The organism is uncultured Faecalibaculum sp. (assembly GCF_910588395.1).
Taxonomy (GTDB): domain Bacteria; phylum Bacillota_I; class Bacilli_A; order Erysipelotrichales; family Erysipelotrichaceae; genus Faecalibaculum.
In genome coordinates this window covers 26,495-47,704 of the sequence record NZ_CAJUPA010000012.1, presented here as the reverse complement: position 1 = coordinate 47,704, position 21,210 = coordinate 26,495, and the positions used below count along the sequence as shown (strand labels likewise).

The window sequence follows — 21,210 nt, the reverse complement described above, 5'->3', positions numbered from 1 at the left end:
GTTTCCTTTCCTGTATTGCTGCTGTTCCGTGTTCAGTCGCCGCAGTTCACAGCTGACTGAAGCTTTCCACCTGGAAGACATAGCCGTCAGCACCGGTTTCCAGCGTCCCGGTCAGCCGGGCCAGACAGCCGCCGATGCTCACCTGTCCCTGGAAGGGCAGTGCTGCGCCGGAATCGGACAGGATCCTGAGCATCGGCTGTCCGTTTTCGTCCAGTGCCGCATTCTGCGGCAGATTGCCGGTCACCGTGAATCTGGTACCAGTCAGGGAATCGGCCTGTGCCAGGACTGTGTCCACGTCATAGACTGCCAGTCCCTGGTGAGGTACACCGGAGGTGTCCACCGCAGCAGGCTGGGTGGCTTCCGGGACCGCCGGAGTTTCTGCCTGGGCACTGTCTTTTCCGGATCCGGTTTCCGTCCGGGACTCTGCCAGGACCTGACTGGACGCCGGGGACTGTTCCGGGGACGTCCGGGACGCACTGTCTTTCTGCCTGTCCGTTTCCTTTTCCCGGATGCAGATGGTCAGGGGCTGACTTTTTTGTCCCGGCTTTTGGCCCGCAGCGTGTAACTGCCCGGCTGATCGGCTTCAAACAGCCACGTACCGTCTTTTTTGTAGATTCTGCCGCCGGAAATCACAAAGGAAAGAGAATCGGTCTGCTCTTCTTCGGTGAGGCCGCTGACCTGGACTCCAATGGGCTGCCCGGGCTCTGATGTGAAGGCATCTGCTTTCAGCGTCATGGGCTTTGTCTGAATTTCCTTTTCTCCGGCTGAACAGCCGCTCATCAGCAGGACTGCCAGGGCTGCTGCAGTGAATGTGTTTGTTTTCATGGGAAAACCTCCTTCACCAGAAACACGATCGGGAAAGCGGTTTCCTTGCAGATGTCAGAAAAAATATCAGAAAACTTCTGCAGACAAAGAAAGCGGCTGTCTGTCAGAACACAGAAGCCGCCGCAGCCGGAAGGAAAACAGATCTGCTTCCGGAAATCACTGATCCAGTTCCAGTTCCAGACCGGATGGATCGAACACCTGATGCACCTGGTTATCCAGCCATTCTTTTGTGAACAGAGAGGAAAACCGTCGCTGGCTGTGCGCCGCTGCCAGTTCTTCGGTGTAATCCTTCAGCTTCATCAGCCGGAAGTTTTCATATTCTCCTTCGAAATGATTCACGATGGGAATGATGAGGACGTTCTGCACGCAGACCCCTGTGTCTTCCGGGACCAGGTCAAAGGAAGCCAGGGCTCCTACCTCATACATGTTCTGAAAGGTCTCATCTGCCCTATCCACCTGATAAGCTGAGGACAGGAAGTTGCCCAGGGACCAGAAACAGAGCGTCTTTCTTCCTTCTGTCCCGATCCACTGTGCCGGCTGAATGGTATGCGGGTGATTGCCGATGATGACATCTGCGCCTGCCTGGGCAATCTGCTCTCCCAGACTGGTCTGGGCTTCGTTCAGATCAAAGGTGAATTCCGTTCCCCAGTGCATGCAGACAATGACCGCATCCGCCTGCTGCCGCGCCTGCCGCACATCCTCCAGCAGCACCTGGACCTGCGGACTGTCAGCAGAGTAGAAGGAATTTACCTGCCATTCCTGGTCATAGAGCTGATTTGTATCGTAGGTCCAGCTCACAACAGCAATGGTCATGCCCTTCACTGTGAGAATTTTTGTCTGATTCCGTTCTTCTTCCGAGAGAAATGTGCCGGTGTACTGAATCCCGGCCTGATCCAGATTGCTGTGGGTATTGGCGATTCCCTGCTGGCCACGGTCCGCTGCGTGGTTGTTGGCCAGGGACACAAACTCGATGGAGTGATCTTTCAGATTCTGCGCCGTGGCAGCGGGTGAATTGAAGGAATAGTCGATGCCGGTGATTCCCAGTTCCTCGCCGCCGATGGGGACCTCCATATTGGCGATGGTCAGGTCATCGCTTTCCAGCAGGGGATCCAGTTCGTCCAGATATGTCTGCCAGCTGCCGCTGCCGAAGGTGTTCAGCAGCGCCTCTTCCAGCAGAATGTCGCCGGTGGCTGTGACAGAAACGCTCTGTTTCTCTTCAGGGGCGGTGGGTCCCGGATTTGTCTGACTGGCGGTCTCCTGGCCGGAGCCGGAGAAAAACAGCGCACGGACAGCCATACCAGCCAGGAACAGAATGAGGCAGACCGCGGCTGCCAGGATCAGGATCCGGTCCAGGCGGACCCGGTTTCGTTTTTGGTCCATGAGATGATTGTATCAGAGACGGCTGTCCGGACGGCACAGGTTCATGACTGCCGCCGGTCCATAAGTGACATCAGCGTGGGGTATGGCCGTTTGCGGAATACTGTGTTTCGCCGGCTGCACAGCGCTTACATTGCAATGAAAACGCGTTCAGCGAACGGAAAACCGCTTTCATTTTCTGATATTTCATGTGAAATTTGACACTTTTGCGGGCATTCTATAGTATTGATTCAGGAAAGGAAGGATTCATGATGGAAAAGTGGACACAGGAGCAGTACCTGGACCGTCTGAAGGAAATGAAGCAGGAGGCACATGACAAAATGTGGCTGTACATGGAAGTCAATGCCAGAGACCTGATGACAGAATGCGAACCGGGAACCAAGAACCTGAACGCAGCCTGCAAGGGCATGCTGGGATCCATGCTGGAAGGTGACACCTTTGTGACGGAACCCAAAGTGCGGTCCCGTATTGCAGGCACACTGACCGTGCGCTATTACGTGGACAATCTCTCACCGGAACGCCGCACCTGGGCTGCGGTCAATCAGCCGGCAGCGTAAAAACTGAGCTCGATGGAATGCCGTCGGGTTCGGTTCTTTTTTTGTCCGGACGTGAAAGAATTTTCTGAAACACTTTTGCTTTCATGAGATATAATTCTCCTATGGAAAAGAATACGGTTATCACCATTTCCCGGGAGTACCGGTCAGGCGGTCGGCAGATTGGCCGGCGGCTGGCGGAATATCTGGACATTGGCTATTATGACAAGAAAATTCTGGAAGCAGCTGCCGGGGAACTGGGACTGTCTCCGGAATTTTTCACCGACAGCAACATGAATGCGGCGGGGCTGTTCAGCATCGGGGTGCCCGGCCTGGGCCTTTCCGGACTCACGGATCTTTCGGTGAACGCCAGGGTCATTGAAAAGGCTACAGAACTCATGACCCGGATCGCCCGCACGGAAAGTGCCGTGTTTGTGGGCAGAGCTGCGGATGCGGTGCTGGATCCCGGGATCCGGAAAATCACCGTGTTCATCCGCCAGGATTTCGACCAGCGGGTGGAAGCCTGTATGCGGGAAGAAGGTCTCAGTCGCCGGAAGGCCCGGCTCCGGGTCCGGGAAATGGACGACAAGCGCCGGAATTTTGTCCGGTTTGCAGGAAAGGAAGGATGGGGACAGCCGGAACAGTATGACGTGGTTCTGGATATGTCCCGCATCAGCGAGGATCAGGCCATGGAGACCCTGGCCCGGCTGTTTGATGAAAAGCAGGGATATGAAACCCTCAAGGGCGGCTACCTCAATCAGTATGATCATTATGCCTGAAAGAGACATTACGGGCGTGCAGAAGAAATGCACGTCCTTTTTTTGTGCCTGGTGGTTTCCCGGACTGTATCCGGCGGGTATCCGTTACATGAAACCGGCTGATTTCATCATTTCAAAGTTTTTTTCGCAAAAACCGGCGAAACTGGCGAATATAGCAAGTACAGGCAGTCTGATACAGGCAGCAAAAAAGGCGGCCGAAGCCGCCTGATCTGGACAGATTGACTTAAATCGCGAAAGCGAAGTAGAGCACGAAGATGACCATGAGCACCCAGACGGTTACATGGATGTCCTTCGCTTTGCCTGCAGCGATCATGGAAACGGTATAGGCAATGAAACCGAAGGCGATACCGTTGGAGATGGAGTAGGTCAGGATCATGGCGATCACGGTGATGAATGCGGAAATCGCATACACCATGTTGTCCCAGTCAATGCCGCGCAGCTGCTGGGCCATCAGGACGCCCACCACGATCAGAGCCGGAGCAGTCACGGCATTGGTGATGGCGCTCAGGATGATCGGAGAGATGAAGATGGACAGCAGGAACAGCACGCCTGTGGTGCAGGCGGTCAGACCTGTGCGGCCGCCCACCGCAACACCGGATGTGGATTCCACGAAGGAAGTGACTGTGGATGTACCCATGATGGCGCCGAACACGGTACCCAGGGAGTCAGCCAGCAGAGCCTGTTCGGCGTTTTCCAGTTCCCCCTGACGGTTGACCAGGCCAATGGAGTTGCCCACAGCCACCAGCGTGCCGGCGGTGTCGAAGAAGTCAACGAACAGGAAGGAGAAAATGATGACCAGCGCACTCATGGGGTTCGCAAACAGTTCCCCGAAGCCGGAGAAGCAGGCGCCTACTGCACTGAAGTCGAAGTTGATGCCCCAGTCAGCGGGCAGCATCGGCATGTTTTCCAGACCGAAGAGACCCAGAATGATACCCAGAATGGCAGTGATGACCAGTCCGACAAATACAGCTGCGGGCACTTTGCGTACCAGGCAGAAAATGGTGACCAGAATGCCGAATACAGCCAGCAGAACAGCGGGATCGCCCAGATTGCCAAGGCCCACGAATGTGCTTTCGTTGGCAATGATGATGCCGGCGTTCTTGAAGCCCACAAAGGCGATGAAGAATCCGATGCCGGCGCCGATGGCGGTCTTCAGCTGAACAGGAATTGCGTCAATGATCAGCTTGCGCACGCCGGTGACGGAAATCAGCACGAAGACGATACCGGATACGAATACAGCTGCCAGCGCTGCCTGCCAGGAATAGCCCATTCCCAGGCAGATGGTGTAGGCGAAGAGAGCGTTGACGCCCATGCCGGGAGCCAGAGCCACCGGGTAGTTGGCGAGCAGGCCCATGATGAGGCAGGCAACACCACTGGAGATGGCTGTGGCCATGAAGACAGCGGACATATCCATGCCTGCATCTCCCAGAATCGCCGGGTTGACGCCCAGGATATAGGCCATCGCAAGGAAGGTCGTTACGCCGGCCAGGATTTCAGTTTTGACCGTTGTGTGTTTCTGATCCAGCTTGAAAAGCTTGTTTAGCATTTGTCAGAGTCTCCTTTCTGGTTCTGAACAAGGTTTATTGTACCGGATAGACCCAAAAAATCACACAGTTTGTCAGAAAAGAGTTATCACTTTTCGGACATTTGCGGTCAAAGCCCTTGCAAACTGACCGGGAAAAGACTATGGAAGCGCTTAACTTCCAGAGGAAACTGTTTTAATCATCCGTCAGGATCTGCGGATGCTGTCATATGCGGAAAAACGGAAAGGAGGCACCTGTGGATTTCATGCACATTTGCACACTGAAAGACGTGTGCCGCCCGGATTTCGGCAGGGAAATGGCAGGGGTGCTTCAAAAAGCGATGGAGGCAAAAGGCAATGTGCCTTCCCGTCAGGAATGGCGTTCATGGATTTCATCGCTGCAGGCCCTTGCGGATCTTCTGGCGGAAACCGGTCTGGATGAAAAGATTCTGGCAGGGTTTGAAGGGCAGCTGCCCCTGTCGGGAAAACGGGCAGATGTGGTGCTGGCTTCCCGGCGCTGTCTGCTGGTGCTGGAGCTCAAACAGTGGAGGTCGGCGGAACCGGCAGACGGTGAAAGACCGGATCTGGTGCGGACCTGGACTGGGGGAGACAGACGGGATGTGTTGCATCCTGCTGTCCAGACAGCGGCGTATGTGCGGGAGCTGGCGGAATGGAACCGGGAAGTCCGGATGCTGGAGCTGGAGGTGACAGGGGCTGTGTGGCTGCACAACATGTCCCGACGCAGTGGCCAGGCACTTCTGGAGCGACAGGAAAGCGGAGAGCCGCCTCTGTTTTTCCGGGAAAACAGAGAGATGCTGAAAACCTGGCTGCAGACCATGCTGTCAGAACCGCCGGCACCGGATCTGCTCTGGCGGATTTCCCAGTCGCCTCTGCGTCCCGCTCCCCTGCTGCAGGACGCATTGCGGCACAGCAGAAAGCGGACAATCTGTCTGCAGGGTGCACAGCAGCGGGTTTTCTCCGGGATTCTGGAAGCAGCAAAGTGCAGCAGCGGGAGGATCCATGTTGTGCAGGGCGGCCCTGGCACAGGAAAGACAGTGGTGGCCCTGCAGCTGCTGATGCGGCTTCTGGAGCAGGGACGCAGCGGGCTGTACACCTCCGGCTGCGCTCCGGCCAGACGGAATCTGATCGGCTCCATCAAGGAAGCCGGAGAACTCCCCCGGGGATTCACCGACACACTCATACCACTGACCCGTACCCTGGCACCTGGCTGCAGCCAGGCAGAGGTCATTCTGGTGGATGATGCCCAGCGCCTGTCCCGGAAACACAAAGGCATTGCGGTCCCGGACCGGTCTCTTCCTCCGGCTCTGGCTGCATTGCAGCGCTCTGACAGCCTGGACCAGCTGCTGCATGCTTCCGGAGATCTGGTTCTCTTTCTGGATGAAACCCAGCAGGTATCCGCTGATGATGCCTGCACGCTGCAGGATATCCGGCAGGCGGTGAGAGACCACAACAGAACACATCCCGGGAATCCGAAAGACCTGATCGTGCATCCGGTTCTTCAGGAGCAGCAGCGAATGAGGCAGGGACAGGCAGCCCTCCGGTTCGTCAGCGGGCTGCTGGACAGAAAGGGAGCTGCAGAGGACAGCCTGGATGCACAGGAATCTGGGTTTCGGGTCATGGCCACACCCCGGGCGGTGGTGCGGGCTCTGGAGAAAAAACAGGCGCAGGGGGACAGCGTGCGGCTGTGCGGCGGGCGCTGCTGGCCGGCAGCCGGACAGAAAGAGGAACCCGGGGGCTGTGGATTTCACATCGGATCCGGGTTTTTCGGTTACTGGCCGCAGGAAGCGGATCAGAAAACGATGCCGGAAGGATATCTGCGGGTGGACAGTGTCCAGGACATACAGGGACAGGAAGCGGACTGGACCGGGGTGCTGATTGGTCCGGATCTTGTGTTCCGGCAGGGAAATGTGCAGACGGTCTGGCACAAACGGACGCCGCAGGACTGGCTGATGGGCGGGTTGCAGCAGCAGCTGCATCCCGGTCCGGCAGAATGCCAGGTGGCGGACCGGATCATCCGGGACACTTACCGGGTGCTGCTGACCCGGGCCCGGGAGGGATGTTTTGTGTGGTGTGCTGACAAGGAGCTGAAAGCATACCTGCAGGAGCTGTCCGGGGGTGGCTGAAAACCGGATGCGTCTGCGAAGAGCATCAGCAGAAAGGAAGAAAACATATAAGGAGGAGGGAAGGATGCCGGAAGACAATGAAGAGGAAAGATACCCGAAAAAACAGGAAAGGAAAAGCCGGAAGCAGAAAAAGCGGCAAAGGAAAACGCAGCTATGATCAGGCATTCAAGTCTGTGATTGCAATTCCGGTGATCAATGCGGCCATTATCCGGCTCGTTCACCCGGAGTTTCACCACTTTTCCATCCGTGAGCTGGTGCAGTATGCACAGAAGGATCATGAAGAGCTGCTGACATTGCGCAATGAGGAGATCTGGCAGGGCGGGCATGTGCTCCATGGAGATTCAGTGGTGCAGTACTGCCTCCCGCTTCCAGATCAGGAAAATATGGTTCCATCCCGGTATCTGGTGAATGATGAAATGCAGCGGGAGCAGGATCTGCCCTATTCACTGCCCAAACGCTCCGGTATGTATGCAGCCGGTCTGGCAGCCAGGGGATATCACGCAAAACTGTATGAGTATTCGCCGCAGGTGATTTCTGTCTGGCTGCTGCCTGTGAAGCCCGGCACCCTCCCGCGACCGCCGTATTATCTGCCCTGGAGCGGCAATGCGCAGGATCTGAACCGGTATCTGAAGAATCCGAAGCGATGGTATACTGAAAGCAGAGAAAAACGGATGCAGGCAGGAAGAAATACAGCTTCTCAGGCTGTCTGTTTTGTGGAATTTGACGGAGAGACGGACAACCGGACCGAACTGCAGCAGCTGCTCTGTCATCTGTTTTACCGGGAGAAGCCGGATTACCGGTTTCTCGCTTCCCGCGGGATCAGGCTGACTTCAAAGGAGAAAAAGGAGGTGGATGTCATGTATATGACGCAGGTCATCATGTATGAAAAAGGAGAAAGCAGCGGCATTCAGAAAGGCATTCAGAAAGGGATCCGCACAGGCCGTCAGGAATCTCAGGCCCTGTTTGCGTGGCTGAAAAGACAGGGACGCCGCCAGGATGTGGAAAAGGCCCTGGATTTCGGACCGAACTACGACCGTCTCCTGGCGGAAATGCGCCGCAAAACCGCTGCCGGAAACTGAATCACAGCACAGATCATCAGGCAGGGATGTTCCTTCAGGAGCATCCCTGCTGTTCGTTTCCGGCCAGACTGCATCCGCACATATCAGACCCGTCTGCTTTCCGCATCAAAAGAAGCTCCTGGCTGCGCCCCGGACACTCTGCCTGTCCCTTCTGTGGGTGCATGCTATACTGAAAGTTATGAAGAAGATTGTTTCTCTGGGTATGGTGGTCGCCGGCAATGCGCTTCTTGCGGCAGCCGTGGCCTTCCTCATTGTCCCCAATGAAATCCTGACCGGCGGCGTAGCCGGTGTTTCCGTGGCTCTGTATCCCCTGCTGCACATTCCCACGATTGCCATGATCAATATTCTGACCATCGGCCTGTTTATTCTGGGAGCGATTGCCCTGGGCAAGAAGTTCGCGATGAACACGATTCTCTCTGCCATTCTGTACCCGGTATTCGTCAATCTGTTCACCTGGGTCGCCGGCACCTGTTTTCCGCCGGATTATTTCCTCATGGAAACCTGGGTGGCTTCCATCTACTCCGGCTTCCTGTGCGGCCTGGCACTGGGCCTGGTGTTCCGCACCGGTGCCTCCACCGGTGGCATGGACATTCCGGCTCTGATCCTGGCCAAATACACGCCCATCAAGGAAGGCGACGCAGTCATGATCATTGACGGCCTTACCGTGGCTCTGGGCATTGTCAGCTATGGACTGCAGGCCGCACTGGTGGGTCTGATTTCCGTGTTTGTCTCCGGCTACATGATCAACCGCACCATCATGCTGGGCTCCCAGCCTTCGCAGAATGTCATGATCATCACCGACAAATGGGAGGAAGTCCGGCAGTTTGTCCTGAATGATCTGGAACGGGGCGTGACGCTGCTGTCATCCCGGGGCGGCTATACCGAAACCAGCCGCCCGGTGGTGATGTGCGTCATTGCCCGCACGCAGTATCCGCAGCTGGAACAGGGCGTGCTGGCGCTGGACAAATCGGCTTTCATCATCGTCAGCGATGTCAACTCTGTCCATGGGGAAGGATTCATTGCGCCCCATGGCACAGTCTGAGGGCTGCAGACCGACAACACCGGAAAAGGAGTGCCGTTTATGGAGAAAAGTGAACCGTTGACCCACATTTCACAGGTCATTGTGGTGGAAGGAAAAAATGATACAGCCCGGCTAAAAAGCTGTTTTGACTGCGATACCATCGAAACAGACGGCGGCAGGCTGAGTCCGGAGACCCTGGAACTGATTCGGGAAGCGGCCCGGACCCGGGGCATCATCGTCTTTACAGATCCTGATGGGCCCGGAGAGCGAATCCGGCGGAAAATCATGGAGGCAGTTCCGGAAGCCGGACAGGTGTTCATCCTGAAGGCAAAAGCCAGAACCACCCGGAAAGTCGGGGTGGAACATGCGCAGAAAGAAGATCTGGAAGCGGCTCTGGCTGCCTGTGTCACCTTCACAAAGCGGCCGGAAAACACGATTTCCTGGGCAGAGTTTCTGGACCTGGGCCTTTGCGGGGACAGAAAAAAGCGGGAAGCAGCCTGCAGGGCGTTCCATCTTGGTCCCTGCAACGCGAAGACCTGCTGGAAGCGGATGAATCTGCTGGGAATCACCAAAGAAGAAGCGGAAAGGCTGGTGCAGGATGCAGGAAGCAATTGCCACAGTTAAACGGACAAGAGAAATTCAGGACCGCTATGGTCTGCAGGCCAAAAAGAAATTCGGACAGAATTTCATCACGGAACCCGGTGTGGTGGAGAAAATCGCCCGCAGCGCCATTGACGATCCCGGCGATCTGGTATTTGAAATCGGTCCGGGTATCGGGGCGTTGACTCAGTTTCTCTGCGAAAAAGCCGACCGGGTGGTGGCCTTCGAAGTGGATCCCCGGCTGCCGGAGATCCTGCAGGCGGAACTGGGAGCCGACAATCTGACTGTGATCCTGCAGGATTTTCTGGATGCGCCGGTGGAAGACATCATCGCGCAGTTCCGCAAACCCGGGCAGAACGTGCGCTTTGCCAGCAACCTTCCTTATTACATCACCACACCGATCCTGTTCCGGCTGTTTGAATCCGATGCGGACATCTCCAGCGTCACAGCCATGATGCAGAAAGAAGTGGCGGACCGTTTTACCGCCGGTCCGGGCACAGCCGACTACAATGCCCTGTCGGTGATCACCCGCTACCGCACCCATGTGAAGAAAGTCATGGATGTCTCCCGGCAGGTGTTCAGCCCCCGGCCCAATGTGGATTCGGCGGTGGTTCGTTTCGATTTCATCAAAGACCATCCTGTGCGGGACGAAAAGCTGTTCCTCGAAATGGTGAAAGCCTGTTTTGTGCAGCGCCGGAAAACCATTTCCAACAACCTGCGGCAGTGGCTGCAGGACAAGGAACTGACCGCCGCCATTCTGGAACGGGCCGGGATCGATTCCTCTGCCCGGGCTCAGAATCTGGATCTGGACACGTTTATCCGCCTGTATGAGGAGAATTATGAAGATATACGCAAATGCAAAGGTGAACCTCGCCCTTGACGTGGTGCGGCAGCGGGCGGACGGGTATCACGAACTGGATATGGTCATGGCCCCGGTGTCTCTGAGAGACACCCTGGAAATCACGCCTTCTTCCACCTCGACCGATCACATCACCTGCGACAGTCCGCTGCCGGCGGACAACACCCTGACCAGAGCCCTGGAGGTGCTGCGGGACTATGCAGCTGCGCAGGGAAAAAACATCGGCGCCTATGACATTCATGTCACCAAGCGCATCCCCGAGCAGGCTGGACTGGCCGGGGGCAGCGCAGATGCCGCGGCGCTGATGAAGGCGCTGAACCGTCTGGAACATCTGGGTCTGTCCGAATCCGCTTTGTACGCCCTGGGTGCCCGGGTCGGTGCGGATGTGCCTTTCTGCATTGCCGGGCGCACCAGCCGGGTGCAGGGAATCGGGGAGATCATCCATCCCATTGACACGGACTGGGAATTCGATCTGCTGCTGGTGAAGCCGGAAGCCGGCGTCAGCACCCCGGCGGCGTTCGAAAAGTGGCATGAATCCCGCACGGAAATGCATGACATTGACATGGTGGAAGAAGCGCTGGTCAGCCGCAATGAGGAACTGCTGCTGTCCACCATGGTCAACAGCCTGGAACCCGCGGCGATGGCCCTGGTGCCGGAACTGGAATCCCTGCGGGAGGAAATGACGGAACTGGGCCTGGTGCGGGTAATGATGACCGGATCCGGCTCCGCCATGATGGGCTTTTCCGTGGATCAGGAGGTGCTGGAAAACGCCGCGCTGGTGCTGAAGCACCGCCATCCCTTTGTGCAGGTGGTCACCGCGGGAAGCAGTCACGGGACCAGAGGATCAGGAAGGAGCCGCTCATGAGCTACGCCCTGCTGCAGTTTGCCCTGTTTCTGGTGTGTTTCGGTCTGTCTTTCTACGCGCTTTGGGGCATGCGGTTCGATGCGCTGTGGAAACACCCGGACCGGCAGAAAGCGCTGATCTTTCTCTTCCTGGTTTCCCTGATCATGGGTTACCTGGCCAGCCAGGCCATTCTCTCCCTGACGGTGCTGAACGGGTTCTCGCGATGATTTTCGATACCTGGTACAGTCTGGACCCCGGTGCAGATGTCTGCACACTGCATGTGCCCGCCAGAGCCGCAGACCAGAGCAGCAGCCCGGCTGCCGCAGCAGAGGCACCAGGCACTGCCGGCCTGCCCAGGACTGTCTCCGTCCGCTCTCTGGCAGGAGAGGACCAGGCCGGGCAGATCTGGCTGGGAGAAGACGCCATGAAGCGGCTCTACGACAATCCCCGGAACTACAAAGTGTGGCATCCTTTTGATCAGGAACGCCCCGGACGGGAAAGCGCGGCACTGATCAGTCTGCTGCTGCGGCAGGCAGGAGCCTTTGAACGCTTCCTGTCTCCCTGCCTGGAAATCCGGACCCGGCAGAACATCACCCAGGAAGAAAAAGAACAGTGGAAGAAAACCGGACTGGAGGCTGGCGCCAGAAAAGTCCGGTTTGTGCCCCGGCTCCAGGCCAATGACACCCGGATGGTGATTCAGACCGGCTATGCCGGCACGGAACTGGGACTTTTCATTGGCGGGAAACTGGTCAAAGGCCAGTTCATTCTCTTCGGAGGCAGAGCCATGGATGAAGATATACAGCAGCTCGCTGCCAGACAGACCCGCTGTCTGCTGCATCTGGAAGACGCCAGGGCTCTGCGGCTGGCCGCGTCCCAGGCTTTGTGGCAGGGACACAATCCGCTGCTGGAAGTCAGCGGCATGAACCGGTACGGGGAATATGAAACTGTCAAAATCCGGGCTTCGTCCCTGTGGCCCGGGATGAAGCCGGTCATTGACCAGATCGTGTCCTGGACCGGCAGTGTGCTGGAAACTGCCAGTCTGGAAGCCCGGGAGCGGTTCATGACAGAAGGGCTGACGCTGCGGGGCACCCTGGCCTCCTGCTTCGGCCTTCCCCAGACACTGGTGGAAACCCTGGGATATCCGGTTAGAAGGGAGCAGGAAGATGCCTGAAGCAAGTCTCTATGTACTGCCGTTTCTGATCTCCGTGGCTCTCACGCCGCTGGTGAAAAAATACTCTGTCATCTGCAAAGCCTACGCACAGGAAAACAAGCGCACGGTGCACCACGGCCTCATTTCCCGCATCGGCGGTGTGGCCATTTATCTGGCGTTCATGATCTGCGCGGCGGTGTTCGTTCATGCGGACCGGGCCGTCTTCGGAATCCTGGCCGGTGGCAGCGTGATGTTTTTCACCGGGCTGGTGGATGACCTCATTGACATCAAACCGGTGGTGAAACTTGCCCTGGAAGCCGTGGCGGCACTGGTGCTGATTGCCAGCGGCGTGCAGGTGGATGTGCTGCGGCTGCCTTTCGGGATCCGGATTGACTTCGGATTCGTGTCCTTTCTCTTCACCATCCTCTGGGTCTGCGGCATTACCAACGCCGTAAACCTGATTGATGGTCTGGACGGTCTGGCCGGCGGCATGTCGGTGATCATTCTGGTGGTCACCGGCTGTCTGGCCATGATAGACCGGCGCCCGGACGTGATCACGATCTGCTTCCTGCTGGCCGGCGCCACCCTGGGATTTCTCGTGTTCAATTCCTATCCCGCCAGCATTTTCATGGGAGACTGCGGCTCGCTGTTTCTGGGCTTCATGATCTCTGCCATCTCCCTGATGGGATTCAAATCCAGCACCATCATGACCCTGGCTCTCCCCATCCTGCTGCTGATGATTCCCATCATTGACACGCTTTCGGCGATCCTGCGCCGGACGCTGAAAGGCATGAAGTTTTCCCAGGCGGACAAAAGCCACATTCATCACCTGCTGATGGCCCGATACGGGCACCGGAACACGGTGCTGATCATGTGCGGTCTGACAGCGCTGTTCGGTTTGTCGGCTTATGTGTATCTGCTCAACCGGAACATGGGGTTCTTCGTCATGCTGGCGATTCTGGTGGTGGTGGAGCTGTTCATTGAGAAGTCGGCGATGATCAGCGAGAAATTTCATCCGCTGATCGGGCTGTACCGCAGGATGAAACGGATGGCCAAACGGGTGCTTCCCACCCGTTGATGCCGGTACAGAAGCCAAGCATGCCAGTTAGAATGACAGAACGATTTATAAATGGTTAAATACAGGAGAAGAACAAGGTCAAAACTGACCGGTCCCGATCCTGTTTTCTTTTCCCGGAAAACCGGCGGGACATCCATCGGAAGGCTGCTGCTAGTACAGAGCAGTCGGGAAAGAAAGAGAGAGAACATGCTGAGTATTCCCTGTCCGCGCTATATCCGTTTTGTCTGCCGGGTACTGGAGATGCCAGTGCCTGATGTCATGATCCGTGAAAAAGGACGGTTCGTGGACATGCAGGGCAATGTGATTCTGGATCAGCCGTTTCAGGTCCACGCCGGAAACACCCTGATCTGCCTGCCTCATCAGAGCCGGCTGTATGTGGATGTGGACCGGAATGACCGGGAGGCGTATTTCAAAATCGCCCATTCCCTCCGCCACATCTGGCAGGAGCGCAATGAGTGGCGGCTGCAGGGCTGTCTGGATCCGGATGAGAGAACCTGCAGCAGTCTGGAAAGCGAAATGGATGCGGATGCATTCGCCCAGCTGATCACCTCGGAGTGTTTCCGGAACCGGACCTCCGGCGACGAAGTCCTGGAGCAGGTCAGACTGCACCTGGCGCATGAATACAGCCCCCGCTACATCAGCGAATGTCTGCACAAAACCATCTGAGCACCTTCGGGTGCTTTTTTCGTTTTCTGCAGCCCGCACAGATACAGGCTGGTGGTGTAAGATGAGTCCGTGAAACTGCTGGCATGCTCCGGCGGCCCGGATTCCATGGCGCTGCTGGATATGGAATGGAAAAAAGGCACAGAACTGTTTGTGTGTCATGTGAATTACCGGAAACGCCCTACTGCTCAAAGGGATGAAGACATTGTCCGGGATTACTGTCTGAAACACGGGATTGCCATGGCGGTGCTGTATCCCCACTATGAAACGGGGAATTTTCAGGCCTGGGCCCGGGACGTCCGGTATGAGTTTTTCTGTCGACAGGCCCGGAAGCAGGGCATCGGCACCGTTCTGACGGCCCACCAACAGGACGATCTGCTGGAGACTTTTGTGTTTCAGAAGGAACGACGCATGCTGTGCGACTGGTATGGCCTGAAATACAGGACGAAACGGCAGGATCTGATCATTGAACGGCCGCTGCTTGGCTGGAGAAAGCAGGATCTGGAAGACTACTGCCGCAGAAATCAGGTGCCTTTTGGCATTGATGAATCCAACCTCACCGATGCCTATGCCCGCAACCGGATCCGCCATGGGATGAAGGAAGAAGAGCGCCCCGTCCTGCTGCGGGAAATCAGTCTGGCCAACCGCCGACTGCTGGCAAAACAAAGACGCGCAGCATGTTTTTTTGCGGATCATCCGTCAGCGGATCTGTTTTCGCAGGAAGATGGGCCGGCTTTGCTGGAAACCTGGATCTGGCAGCAGACAGGGAACCATCTGTCAGGGCGGCAGACCCGGGAGCTGTTCAGGCAGCTGCAGAAAAACTGTGTCTGCGAACTGCAGGAATGGTTCATTGAGCGGCATGATGACCGGCTCATGGCTGCATCGAAACCGCTGGCGGCTATACAAACCTGTGAAATACAGACTCCGGAGGAACTGCGCCGGCTACCGATGGTGGACAACACCGCCCGGCTGCCGGAAACAGATCCGGTGCAGCGGCTGTCAGTGCAGCCGGAGGACTTCCCCCTGACGATTCGCAGTCCCCGCCCCGGAGACGGGATGGAGATGCGGTTTGGGTGGAAAAAGCTCAGCCGCTTCTTTATCGACCGCCACATCAGCCGGCTGGAACGGAGCCGGTGGTATGTGGTTGTCAACAGGGCAGGAAAGGTCATTTATGTCCCGGGATGGGGATGCGACAGGCATCATTTTGCAGGAGGTCAGACCTTCTGTTTCCGGCAGTTTTCACCAGCAACCGTTCATGATAAAATCAAAAATGTAACTTTCAAGGAGAAACAAGTATGATCACCCAGGATATACAGGAAGTTCTGCTGACAGAAGAACAGATCGCAGAACGCTGCCGCGAACTGGCAGCACAGATACAGGCCGATTATCTTGCCAAGGGCCGCATCCCTATTGTGGTGGGACTCCTCAAGGGAAGCGTTCCCTTCATGGCGGAACTCATGAAGCGCTTTACCATGCCTGTGGAAATCGCATTTATGAAAGTCAGCTCCTATCAGGGAACCAAATCCATCGGAGATGTGCGCATTGACATGGATATGGACCTGTCCACGGTGAACCGTGACGTGCTGCTGGTGGAAGACATTGTGGACACCGGCCGCACACTGGAAGCCGTAAAACAGATGTTCCGCAACAAGGGAGCCGAAAACGTGGAAGTTGTCGCGCTTCTGGACAAACCCGAGCGCCGGGTTGTGGACATTGAAGCCGATTACGTGGGCTTTCAGGTACCCAATGAATTTGTGGTGGGATTCGGACTGGACTACAACCAGCGCTACCGGAACCTGCCGTACATTGGCATTCTGAAACCCGAAATATATGAACAGGGGGAATAACGGCGAATGAAGAAATGGCTGAATTATCTGCCTACGATTTTCATCATCACCATCGTCATATCGCTGATTGCGTACAGTTCCACCGGCAGCACTGTCCGGATGAACTACACGGAATTTCAGAAACTGCCGGAGAGCACTGATTTTCAGGATTCGCAGCTGACGATTTCCTCCACGGTGATCAACGTGGAGGGCACATACAAAACCGGAGACAGAACCGTCAGCTACTCGGTTCTGGTTCCCAACACCGATGAGAACATGGCCTGGCTGCAGGAGCGGCTGACATCCGACGGCGGCCAGATCACGGTGGAAGATCCCAGCACCAACGGCATGTGGCTTTCCCTTCTGGGACAGCTGATTCCATTCCTGCTGGTGGGTGTTTTCTTCTACTACATGTTCACCAAAATGGGCGGTGCCGGAGGCAACAACAAAGCCTTCGAGTTTTCCAAATCCAAAGCCCGGGTGGAATCCAATGTGAAGACCCGGTTCAAGGATGTAGCCGGCTGTGAAGAGGAAAAGGAAGAGGTCAAGGAGATCATCGAGTATCTGCGCTCTCCCAAGAAATTCACGGATATGGGCGCTCACATTCCCAAGGGTGTGCTGATGGTGGGTCCTCCCGGTACCGGTAAAACGCTGCTGGCCAAAGCGGTGGCAGGCGAAGCCAATGTGCCGTTCTACTCCATCTCCGGTTCTGATTTCGTGGAAATGTTTGTGGGAACCGGCGCCAGCCGTGTCCGGGATATGTTCAAGACTGCCGCGAAAAGCGCTCCCTGCATTCTCTTTATTGATGAAATCGATGCGGTGGGCCGTCAGCGTGGTGCCGGCATGGGCGGCGGTAACGATGAACGGGAACAGACACTGAACCAGCTGCTGGTGGAAATGGACGGCATGGAAGACAACAACGGCATTGTGGTCATTGCTGCCACCAACCGGCCGGATGTATTGGACCCGGCTCTGCAGCGAAGCGGCCGGTTTGACCGGAAGATCACGGTCAACCTGCCGGATGTCAAAGGCCGCCGGGAGATTCTGGAAGTTCATGCCCGGAACAAAAGTCTGGCTCCGGATGTGACGCTGGAAAATCTGGCGAAGCGGACCCCCGGATTCTCCGGCGCGGATCTGGCCAACGTTCTGAACGAAGGTGCCATTCTGGCGGTGCGGAACAAGGAAACCGCCATTACCATGAATGACCTGGACGAAGCCATTGACCGGGTCATGATGGGTCCGGCAAAGAAATCCAAGAAATATACAGAGAAGGACAAGTGGCTGGTTTCCTACCATGAAGCCGGACATGCGGTCATTGGTCTGAAAGTGGAAGACGCGGATATGGTGCAGAAAGTCACCATCATTCCCCGCGGAGAAGCAGGCGGCTACAACCTCATGACGCCCAGGGAGGAGAAGTATTTCCACAAGCGCAGTGAGTTTGTGGCGCAGATCACCGGTCTGCTGGGCGGACGCACGGCGGAGGAAATCGTATTCGGTGAAATCAGTGCAGGTGCGGTCAACGATATTGAACGACTGACGGAAATCGCCAAGAATATGGTCCGGGTCTATGGCATGTCCAGCCTGGGTCCGATTCAGTATGCGGATCCTCAGGGAAATGTCTTCCTGGGACGGGACTATACCCAGGGCGCCAACTATTCTGCCGGTGTGGCGGAAGAGATCGACAAAGAGGTGCGGGACATTGTGAATTCCTGTCACAAGGAATGCAAGCGCATCCTGACAGAGAACCGTGCACTGCTGGATCTCATTGCGAACAATCTCTTTGAACACGAGACGCTGACCAACGAGGAAATCACCAACCTGATGAAGTACGGACAGCTGACAGATCCCAATGCGCCGATCACGGTGGAAGTTGTGGAAACGAAAAAGGAGACTGTCGAGCAGCCTCCGATTCCCAAGACCATTGATCAGAAAGACATCAACAAGGCTCTGGATGAGCTGACAAAGCGATAAGCAGACAGGGAGAGAGACTCATAGTGGTTTCTCTCCTTTTTTCTGCCCAAAAACGGTTTTTCTGCCTCATTTTGGGGTCAAATGAGGCAGAAAAGAATGAAATGAGGCAGATAACGGGCGAATAAGTGAATCAATCCTGGTTGCTGAAATAATATTTTGTCCCTCTTCCTTTTCCTGTTTTGATGATTTTTCCTTCTTTCAGAAGACTTCCCAAAGTCCGTTCAACGGTGGATGTGCTAATATCCGGCATAACCTCCAGCAGTTTCCGTTTTGATATCGGTTGAATCTGGTTTCGGATAACCTGCTCCACCCGGGCAGGTTTGGAGAGAGTACGGTCCTGTGACAGTCTGACCCGGGATTCGAGTCCCTGATAAGAACGCAGAATGATTCCCAGAAGATACTCTGTGAACTCCACATAGGAATTCAGATTGTCATGCCAGCTGGCAGAGGAGTCTTTCAGAGATGAATAGTAGGTTTCTTTGGAGCTTTCAATCAGATGCTCCAGACTGATGTATTTGCCGGAGATGTAACCTGCCCGATACAGAAAGAGCAGAGTAAGCAGGCGGCTCATACGGCCGTTTCCGTCGTTGAAAGGATGAATGGAGAGGAAGTCCAGAATGAAGAGTGGAATCAGCAGCAGCTGATCAGTCTTCGGATCATCCCAGGCAGATGCGAGGGCCTGACACATCTGTTCCATGGTTTCCGGTGTCTGGAAAGCTGGTACGGGAGTAAAACGAACGTGGCTGATACCCTGCGCATCTTTTTCTTCGATGATATTGTCGCTGTTTTTCCAGGAGCCTCCTTCATTTGTCAGAAAGGAATACAGAATCCGGTGAAGCTGAAGAATGACACCTGGTTTGGGTTCAATATACTCATAGCTCTCGTGAATCAGAGAAAGAGCTTTTCGATATCCGGCGATTTCTGATTCAGAGCGATTGACCGGCGCTGTATCCATCTTCACGATCTCCTTCAGCCGGCGGTCTGCAGCCACAATTCCTTCAATCCTGTTGGAGGATCGTGTGCTTTGAATGACAGCAATTTTCAGCAGGAAGGAAAGCAGTTTGGAAGGAGCAGCCAGATATTGTTCCTGCCTGCCTTTATGTTCATGGATTTCCAAAAGCTGCTTGACAATCGCCGGTGTCAGGAGTTTTGTACTCAATTCTTTGTATTCGAAGTTGCGCATTCAAATTCCTTTATCTTTTCTGCCTCATTTTACCTTGAAATGAGGCAGGTAAATAATAGAGAGCAATCATACCTATAGTGCCTTTCTGATTGGGAAGACACTCTTTTCATTCTGATTGTACTAACCGTCAAACACACTAAAACAGCTCATATATGAGCTAAAACTGCCTGTATTCCCGAAAAAGGATAAAATATGAACTATGATAGACCTTTCCCTATTTCATACGCCGGAAGAAGCTCAGCAGGAAGTCGCAAAGCGCTGCCGCCAGAGGCGAAAAGAACTCCGGTATACCCAGGCAGAGCTGGCACGTCGCAGCGGGATGTCTCTGAGTTCCTACAAGCGGTTTGAACAGACGGGAGAAATCGCATTTTCCTCTCTCTGCCGGGTGGCGCATGTACTGGACAGTCTGGAGGATATCGAAGCGCTGTTCACGAAAAAGAAATATACAAGTATTCAGGAGGTTATAGATGCACGTCGCAGACATCGAAAGTCTTGAAGTATTCCTGAACGAGAAAAAAGTGGGAACACTGGCCCTGGATGACAGGAATCTGGTGGTTTTCGAATACGATCCGAAATGGATTGAAACGGGATTTTCCATCAGTCCGCTTTCTCTGCCACTGAGACCTGGATTGTTTGCACCCAAAAATCCGCTTTTGTTTGATGGATTGTTTGGTGTGTTTGCGGACAGTCTCCCGGATGGCTGGGGGCAGCTGCTGACAGATTGGATGCTGCGGGAGAAGGGGATTGTTCTGGAGTCGCTGACAGTCCTGCAACGGCTTTCCATTCTGGGAAACAGTGGAAAAGGGGCCCTGGAATATCGACCGGTCTGGCTTCTGGAAAATGCAGTTGACAGCCGGAAATCCCTGGATGAACTGGCTGAAGCGGTTCAGGAAATACTGAATGGATCTTCATCGGATAACCTGGATGTGTTATATGACCATGCGGGTTCTTCCGGCGGCGCCAGACCGAAAGTGAATATTACGGTGGACAACGAAGAATGGATCGTGAAGTTTCCTGCTTCCACGGACCTGAAAAATGTCTGCCAGATGGAGTATGATTACCATCAATGCGCCAAAGCCTGCGGTCTGAGAGTTGCGGAAACGAAGCTGTTTCCTTCCGACAGATGAAGCGGGTATTTTGCTTCCAGGCGCTTTGACAGAAACAGTACAGAGAAAATCCATATGATTTCTGTCTCCGGTCTCCTTGAAACCAGTCATCGCATTCCAAGTCTGGATTATGATCTGCTGCTGAAACTTACCTGGCTGCTTACCAGATCCAGGGAGGAAGTCTGGCAGATGTTTTCTCTCATGTGTTTCAATGTGTTCGCTCACAACAGGGATGATCACTCCAATAATTTTTCATTTCTGTATCTGCAGGACCACTGGGAACTGGCTCCTGCATATGATTTGACCTGGTCAAATTCCATGGGTGGAGAACATGCCACCATGATTCATGGAAATGGAAAAGATCCGGATATGGAGGAACTGCTGGCTGCAGCGGATCAGGCTGGACTGGATCTTCAGGAAGCAGCGGAGAGAGCAGAAAGTATCCGCCAGAGAACGGAAAAGGAACTGGGTATCTATTTGAAATGGTCTTGAAATTGTACATCTATTCCTTCAAGCGAATCATTTTCCGAGAGCAATTAGAGGACGAATTGAGAACGGTGAGTACGATTAGAATATGAATAGAGTAAGAATAGGGAATGATTAGAGTATGAATGGAGTATGATTGAAGAGCGAATAAGTATGAACAGAGA

Annotated in this window: 21 protein-coding genes and 1 pseudogene; 17 read left to right on the top strand and 5 right to left on the bottom strand. The window is 55.0% G+C overall.

What is annotated here, in order from left to right:
* Positions 1 to 46: 46 nt before the first annotated feature.
* The 3 genes from QZ305_RS04740 to QZ305_RS04730 all read right to left on the bottom strand — a co-directional run bounded on the left by QZ305_RS04740 (position 47) and on the right by QZ305_RS04730 (position 2,205).
* On the bottom strand, positions 47 to 340 hold the full coding sequence (locus QZ305_RS04740; RefSeq protein WP_294730475.1) for a hypothetical protein: 294 nt from the start codon (positions 338 to 340) through the stop codon (positions 47 to 49).
* 179 nt (positions 341 to 519) lie between these two features.
* The gene (locus QZ305_RS04735; protein WP_294730473.1) at positions 520 to 825 is read right to left on the bottom strand and encodes a hypothetical protein; all 306 of its coding nucleotides are present in this window, start codon (positions 823 to 825) and stop codon (positions 520 to 522) included.
* A 156-nt stretch (positions 826 to 981) separates the two neighbouring features.
* Positions 982 to 2,205, bottom strand: a complete 1,224-nt coding sequence (locus QZ305_RS04730; RefSeq protein WP_294730472.1) for a CapA family protein — start codon at positions 2,203 to 2,205, stop codon at positions 982 to 984.
* 248 nt (positions 2,206 to 2,453) lie between these two features.
* Between QZ305_RS04730 and QZ305_RS04725 the strand changes: the two genes are divergently transcribed.
* Together QZ305_RS04725 and QZ305_RS04720 are read left to right on the top strand one after the other, a co-directional pair.
* On the top strand, positions 2,454 to 2,759 hold the full coding sequence (locus QZ305_RS04725; RefSeq protein WP_294730495.1) for a hypothetical protein: 306 nt from the start codon (positions 2,454 to 2,456) through the stop codon (positions 2,757 to 2,759).
* Between the two features lie 101 nt (positions 2,760 to 2,860).
* Positions 2,861 to 3,514, top strand: coding sequence for an AAA family ATPase (locus QZ305_RS04720; RefSeq protein WP_294730470.1), 654 nt, complete (start codon positions 2,861 to 2,863; stop codon positions 3,512 to 3,514).
* A 223-nt stretch (positions 3,515 to 3,737) separates the two neighbouring features.
* Here QZ305_RS04720 and QZ305_RS04715 read toward each other — a convergent pair whose 3' ends face one another.
* Positions 3,738 to 5,060 (bottom strand): NCS2 family permease, encoded by a 1,323-nt coding sequence (locus tag QZ305_RS04715; RefSeq protein ID WP_294730469.1) that lies wholly within the window; start codon positions 5,058 to 5,060, stop codon positions 3,738 to 3,740.
* Between the two features lie 242 nt (positions 5,061 to 5,302).
* Between QZ305_RS04715 and QZ305_RS04710 the strand changes: the two genes are divergently transcribed.
* From QZ305_RS04710 to ftsH, 13 genes are all read left to right on the top strand, one after another.
* Positions 5,303 to 7,180 carry a DNA/RNA helicase domain-containing protein gene (locus tag QZ305_RS04710; RefSeq protein WP_294730494.1) on the top strand — a complete coding sequence of 626 codons (1,878 nt, stop codon included), beginning with the start codon at positions 5,303 to 5,305 and terminating at the stop codon, positions 7,178 to 7,180.
* A gap of 77 nt (positions 7,181 to 7,257) precedes the next feature.
* Positions 7,258 to 8,259, top strand: coding sequence for a hypothetical protein (locus QZ305_RS04705; RefSeq protein WP_294730468.1), 1,002 nt, complete (start codon positions 7,258 to 7,260; stop codon positions 8,257 to 8,259).
* A 178-nt stretch (positions 8,260 to 8,437) separates the two neighbouring features.
* A complete protein-coding gene (locus QZ305_RS04700) occupies positions 8,438 to 9,301 on the top strand; it encodes a YitT family protein (RefSeq protein WP_294730467.1) in 864 nt (287 codons plus the stop codon).
* A 39-nt stretch (positions 9,302 to 9,340) separates the two neighbouring features.
* Positions 9,341 to 9,904: a ribonuclease M5 gene (gene rnmV, locus QZ305_RS04695; RefSeq protein WP_294730466.1), complete on the top strand. Its 564-nt coding sequence runs from the start codon at positions 9,341 to 9,343 to the stop codon at positions 9,902 to 9,904.
* Positions 9,879 to 10,760, top strand: coding sequence for a 16S rRNA (adenine(1518)-N(6)/adenine(1519)-N(6))-dimethyltransferase RsmA (gene rsmA, locus QZ305_RS04690; protein ID WP_294730465.1), 882 nt, complete (start codon positions 9,879 to 9,881; stop codon positions 10,758 to 10,760). Before rnmV ends, rsmA begins: the two co-directional genes overlap by 26 nt.
* Positions 10,720 to 11,604 (top strand): 4-(cytidine 5'-diphospho)-2-C-methyl-D-erythritol kinase, encoded by an 885-nt coding sequence (ispE, locus tag QZ305_RS04685; RefSeq protein WP_294730463.1) that lies wholly within the window; start codon positions 10,720 to 10,722, stop codon positions 11,602 to 11,604. The genes rsmA and ispE overlap by 41 nt, the downstream gene beginning before the upstream one ends.
* Positions 11,601 to 11,810, top strand: a complete 210-nt coding sequence (locus QZ305_RS04680; protein WP_294730462.1) for a DUF1146 domain-containing protein — start codon at positions 11,601 to 11,603, stop codon at positions 11,808 to 11,810. The genes ispE and QZ305_RS04680 overlap by 4 nt, the downstream gene beginning before the upstream one ends.
* A complete protein-coding gene (locus QZ305_RS04675) occupies positions 11,807 to 12,754 on the top strand; it encodes a rod shape-determining protein (protein ID WP_294730460.1) in 948 nt (315 codons plus the stop codon). The genes QZ305_RS04680 and QZ305_RS04675 overlap by 4 nt, the downstream gene beginning before the upstream one ends.
* Positions 12,747 to 13,811 (top strand): MraY family glycosyltransferase, encoded by a 1,065-nt coding sequence (locus QZ305_RS04670; protein ID WP_294730458.1) that lies wholly within the window; start codon positions 12,747 to 12,749, stop codon positions 13,809 to 13,811. The genes QZ305_RS04675 and QZ305_RS04670 overlap by 8 nt, the downstream gene beginning before the upstream one ends.
* A gap of 186 nt (positions 13,812 to 13,997) precedes the next feature.
* Positions 13,998 to 14,477 carry a hypothetical protein gene (locus QZ305_RS04665; protein WP_294730456.1) on the top strand — a complete coding sequence of 160 codons (480 nt, stop codon included), beginning with the start codon at positions 13,998 to 14,000 and terminating at the stop codon, positions 14,475 to 14,477.
* Between the two features lie 69 nt (positions 14,478 to 14,546).
* Positions 14,547 to 15,773 carry a tRNA lysidine(34) synthetase TilS gene (tilS, locus tag QZ305_RS04660; RefSeq protein WP_294730454.1) on the top strand — a complete coding sequence of 409 codons (1,227 nt, stop codon included), beginning with the start codon at positions 14,547 to 14,549 and terminating at the stop codon, positions 15,771 to 15,773.
* A complete protein-coding gene (hpt, locus tag QZ305_RS04655) occupies positions 15,773 to 16,321 on the top strand; it encodes a hypoxanthine phosphoribosyltransferase (protein ID WP_294730493.1) in 549 nt (182 codons plus the stop codon). Before tilS ends, hpt begins: the two co-directional genes overlap by 1 nt.
* Before the next feature lie 6 nt (positions 16,322 to 16,327).
* Entirely contained in the window at positions 16,328 to 18,271 is a 1,944-nt protein-coding gene (ftsH, locus tag QZ305_RS04650) for an ATP-dependent zinc metalloprotease FtsH (RefSeq protein ID WP_294730452.1), read from the top strand.
* Between the two features lie 130 nt (positions 18,272 to 18,401).
* On the opposite strand, the gene QZ305_RS04645 is transcribed toward ftsH, so the two are convergent.
* Positions 18,402 to 19,430, bottom strand: coding sequence for a Fic family protein (locus QZ305_RS04645; RefSeq protein ID WP_294730450.1), 1,029 nt, complete (start codon positions 19,428 to 19,430; stop codon positions 18,402 to 18,404).
* A gap of 223 nt (positions 19,431 to 19,653) precedes the next feature.
* Between QZ305_RS04645 and QZ305_RS04640 the strand changes: the two genes are divergently transcribed.
* Together QZ305_RS04640 and QZ305_RS04635 are read left to right on the top strand one after the other, a co-directional pair.
* Complete coding sequence (locus tag QZ305_RS04640) at positions 19,654 to 19,950, top strand: helix-turn-helix domain-containing protein (RefSeq protein WP_294730449.1); 297 nt, start codon at positions 19,654 to 19,656, stop codon at positions 19,948 to 19,950.
* Positions 19,922 to 21,052, top strand: a pseudogene (locus QZ305_RS04635) (type II toxin-antitoxin system HipA family toxin). The gene QZ305_RS04640 and the pseudogene QZ305_RS04635 overlap by 29 nt, the downstream one beginning before the upstream one ends.
* Positions 21,053 to 21,210 lie beyond the last annotated feature (158 nt).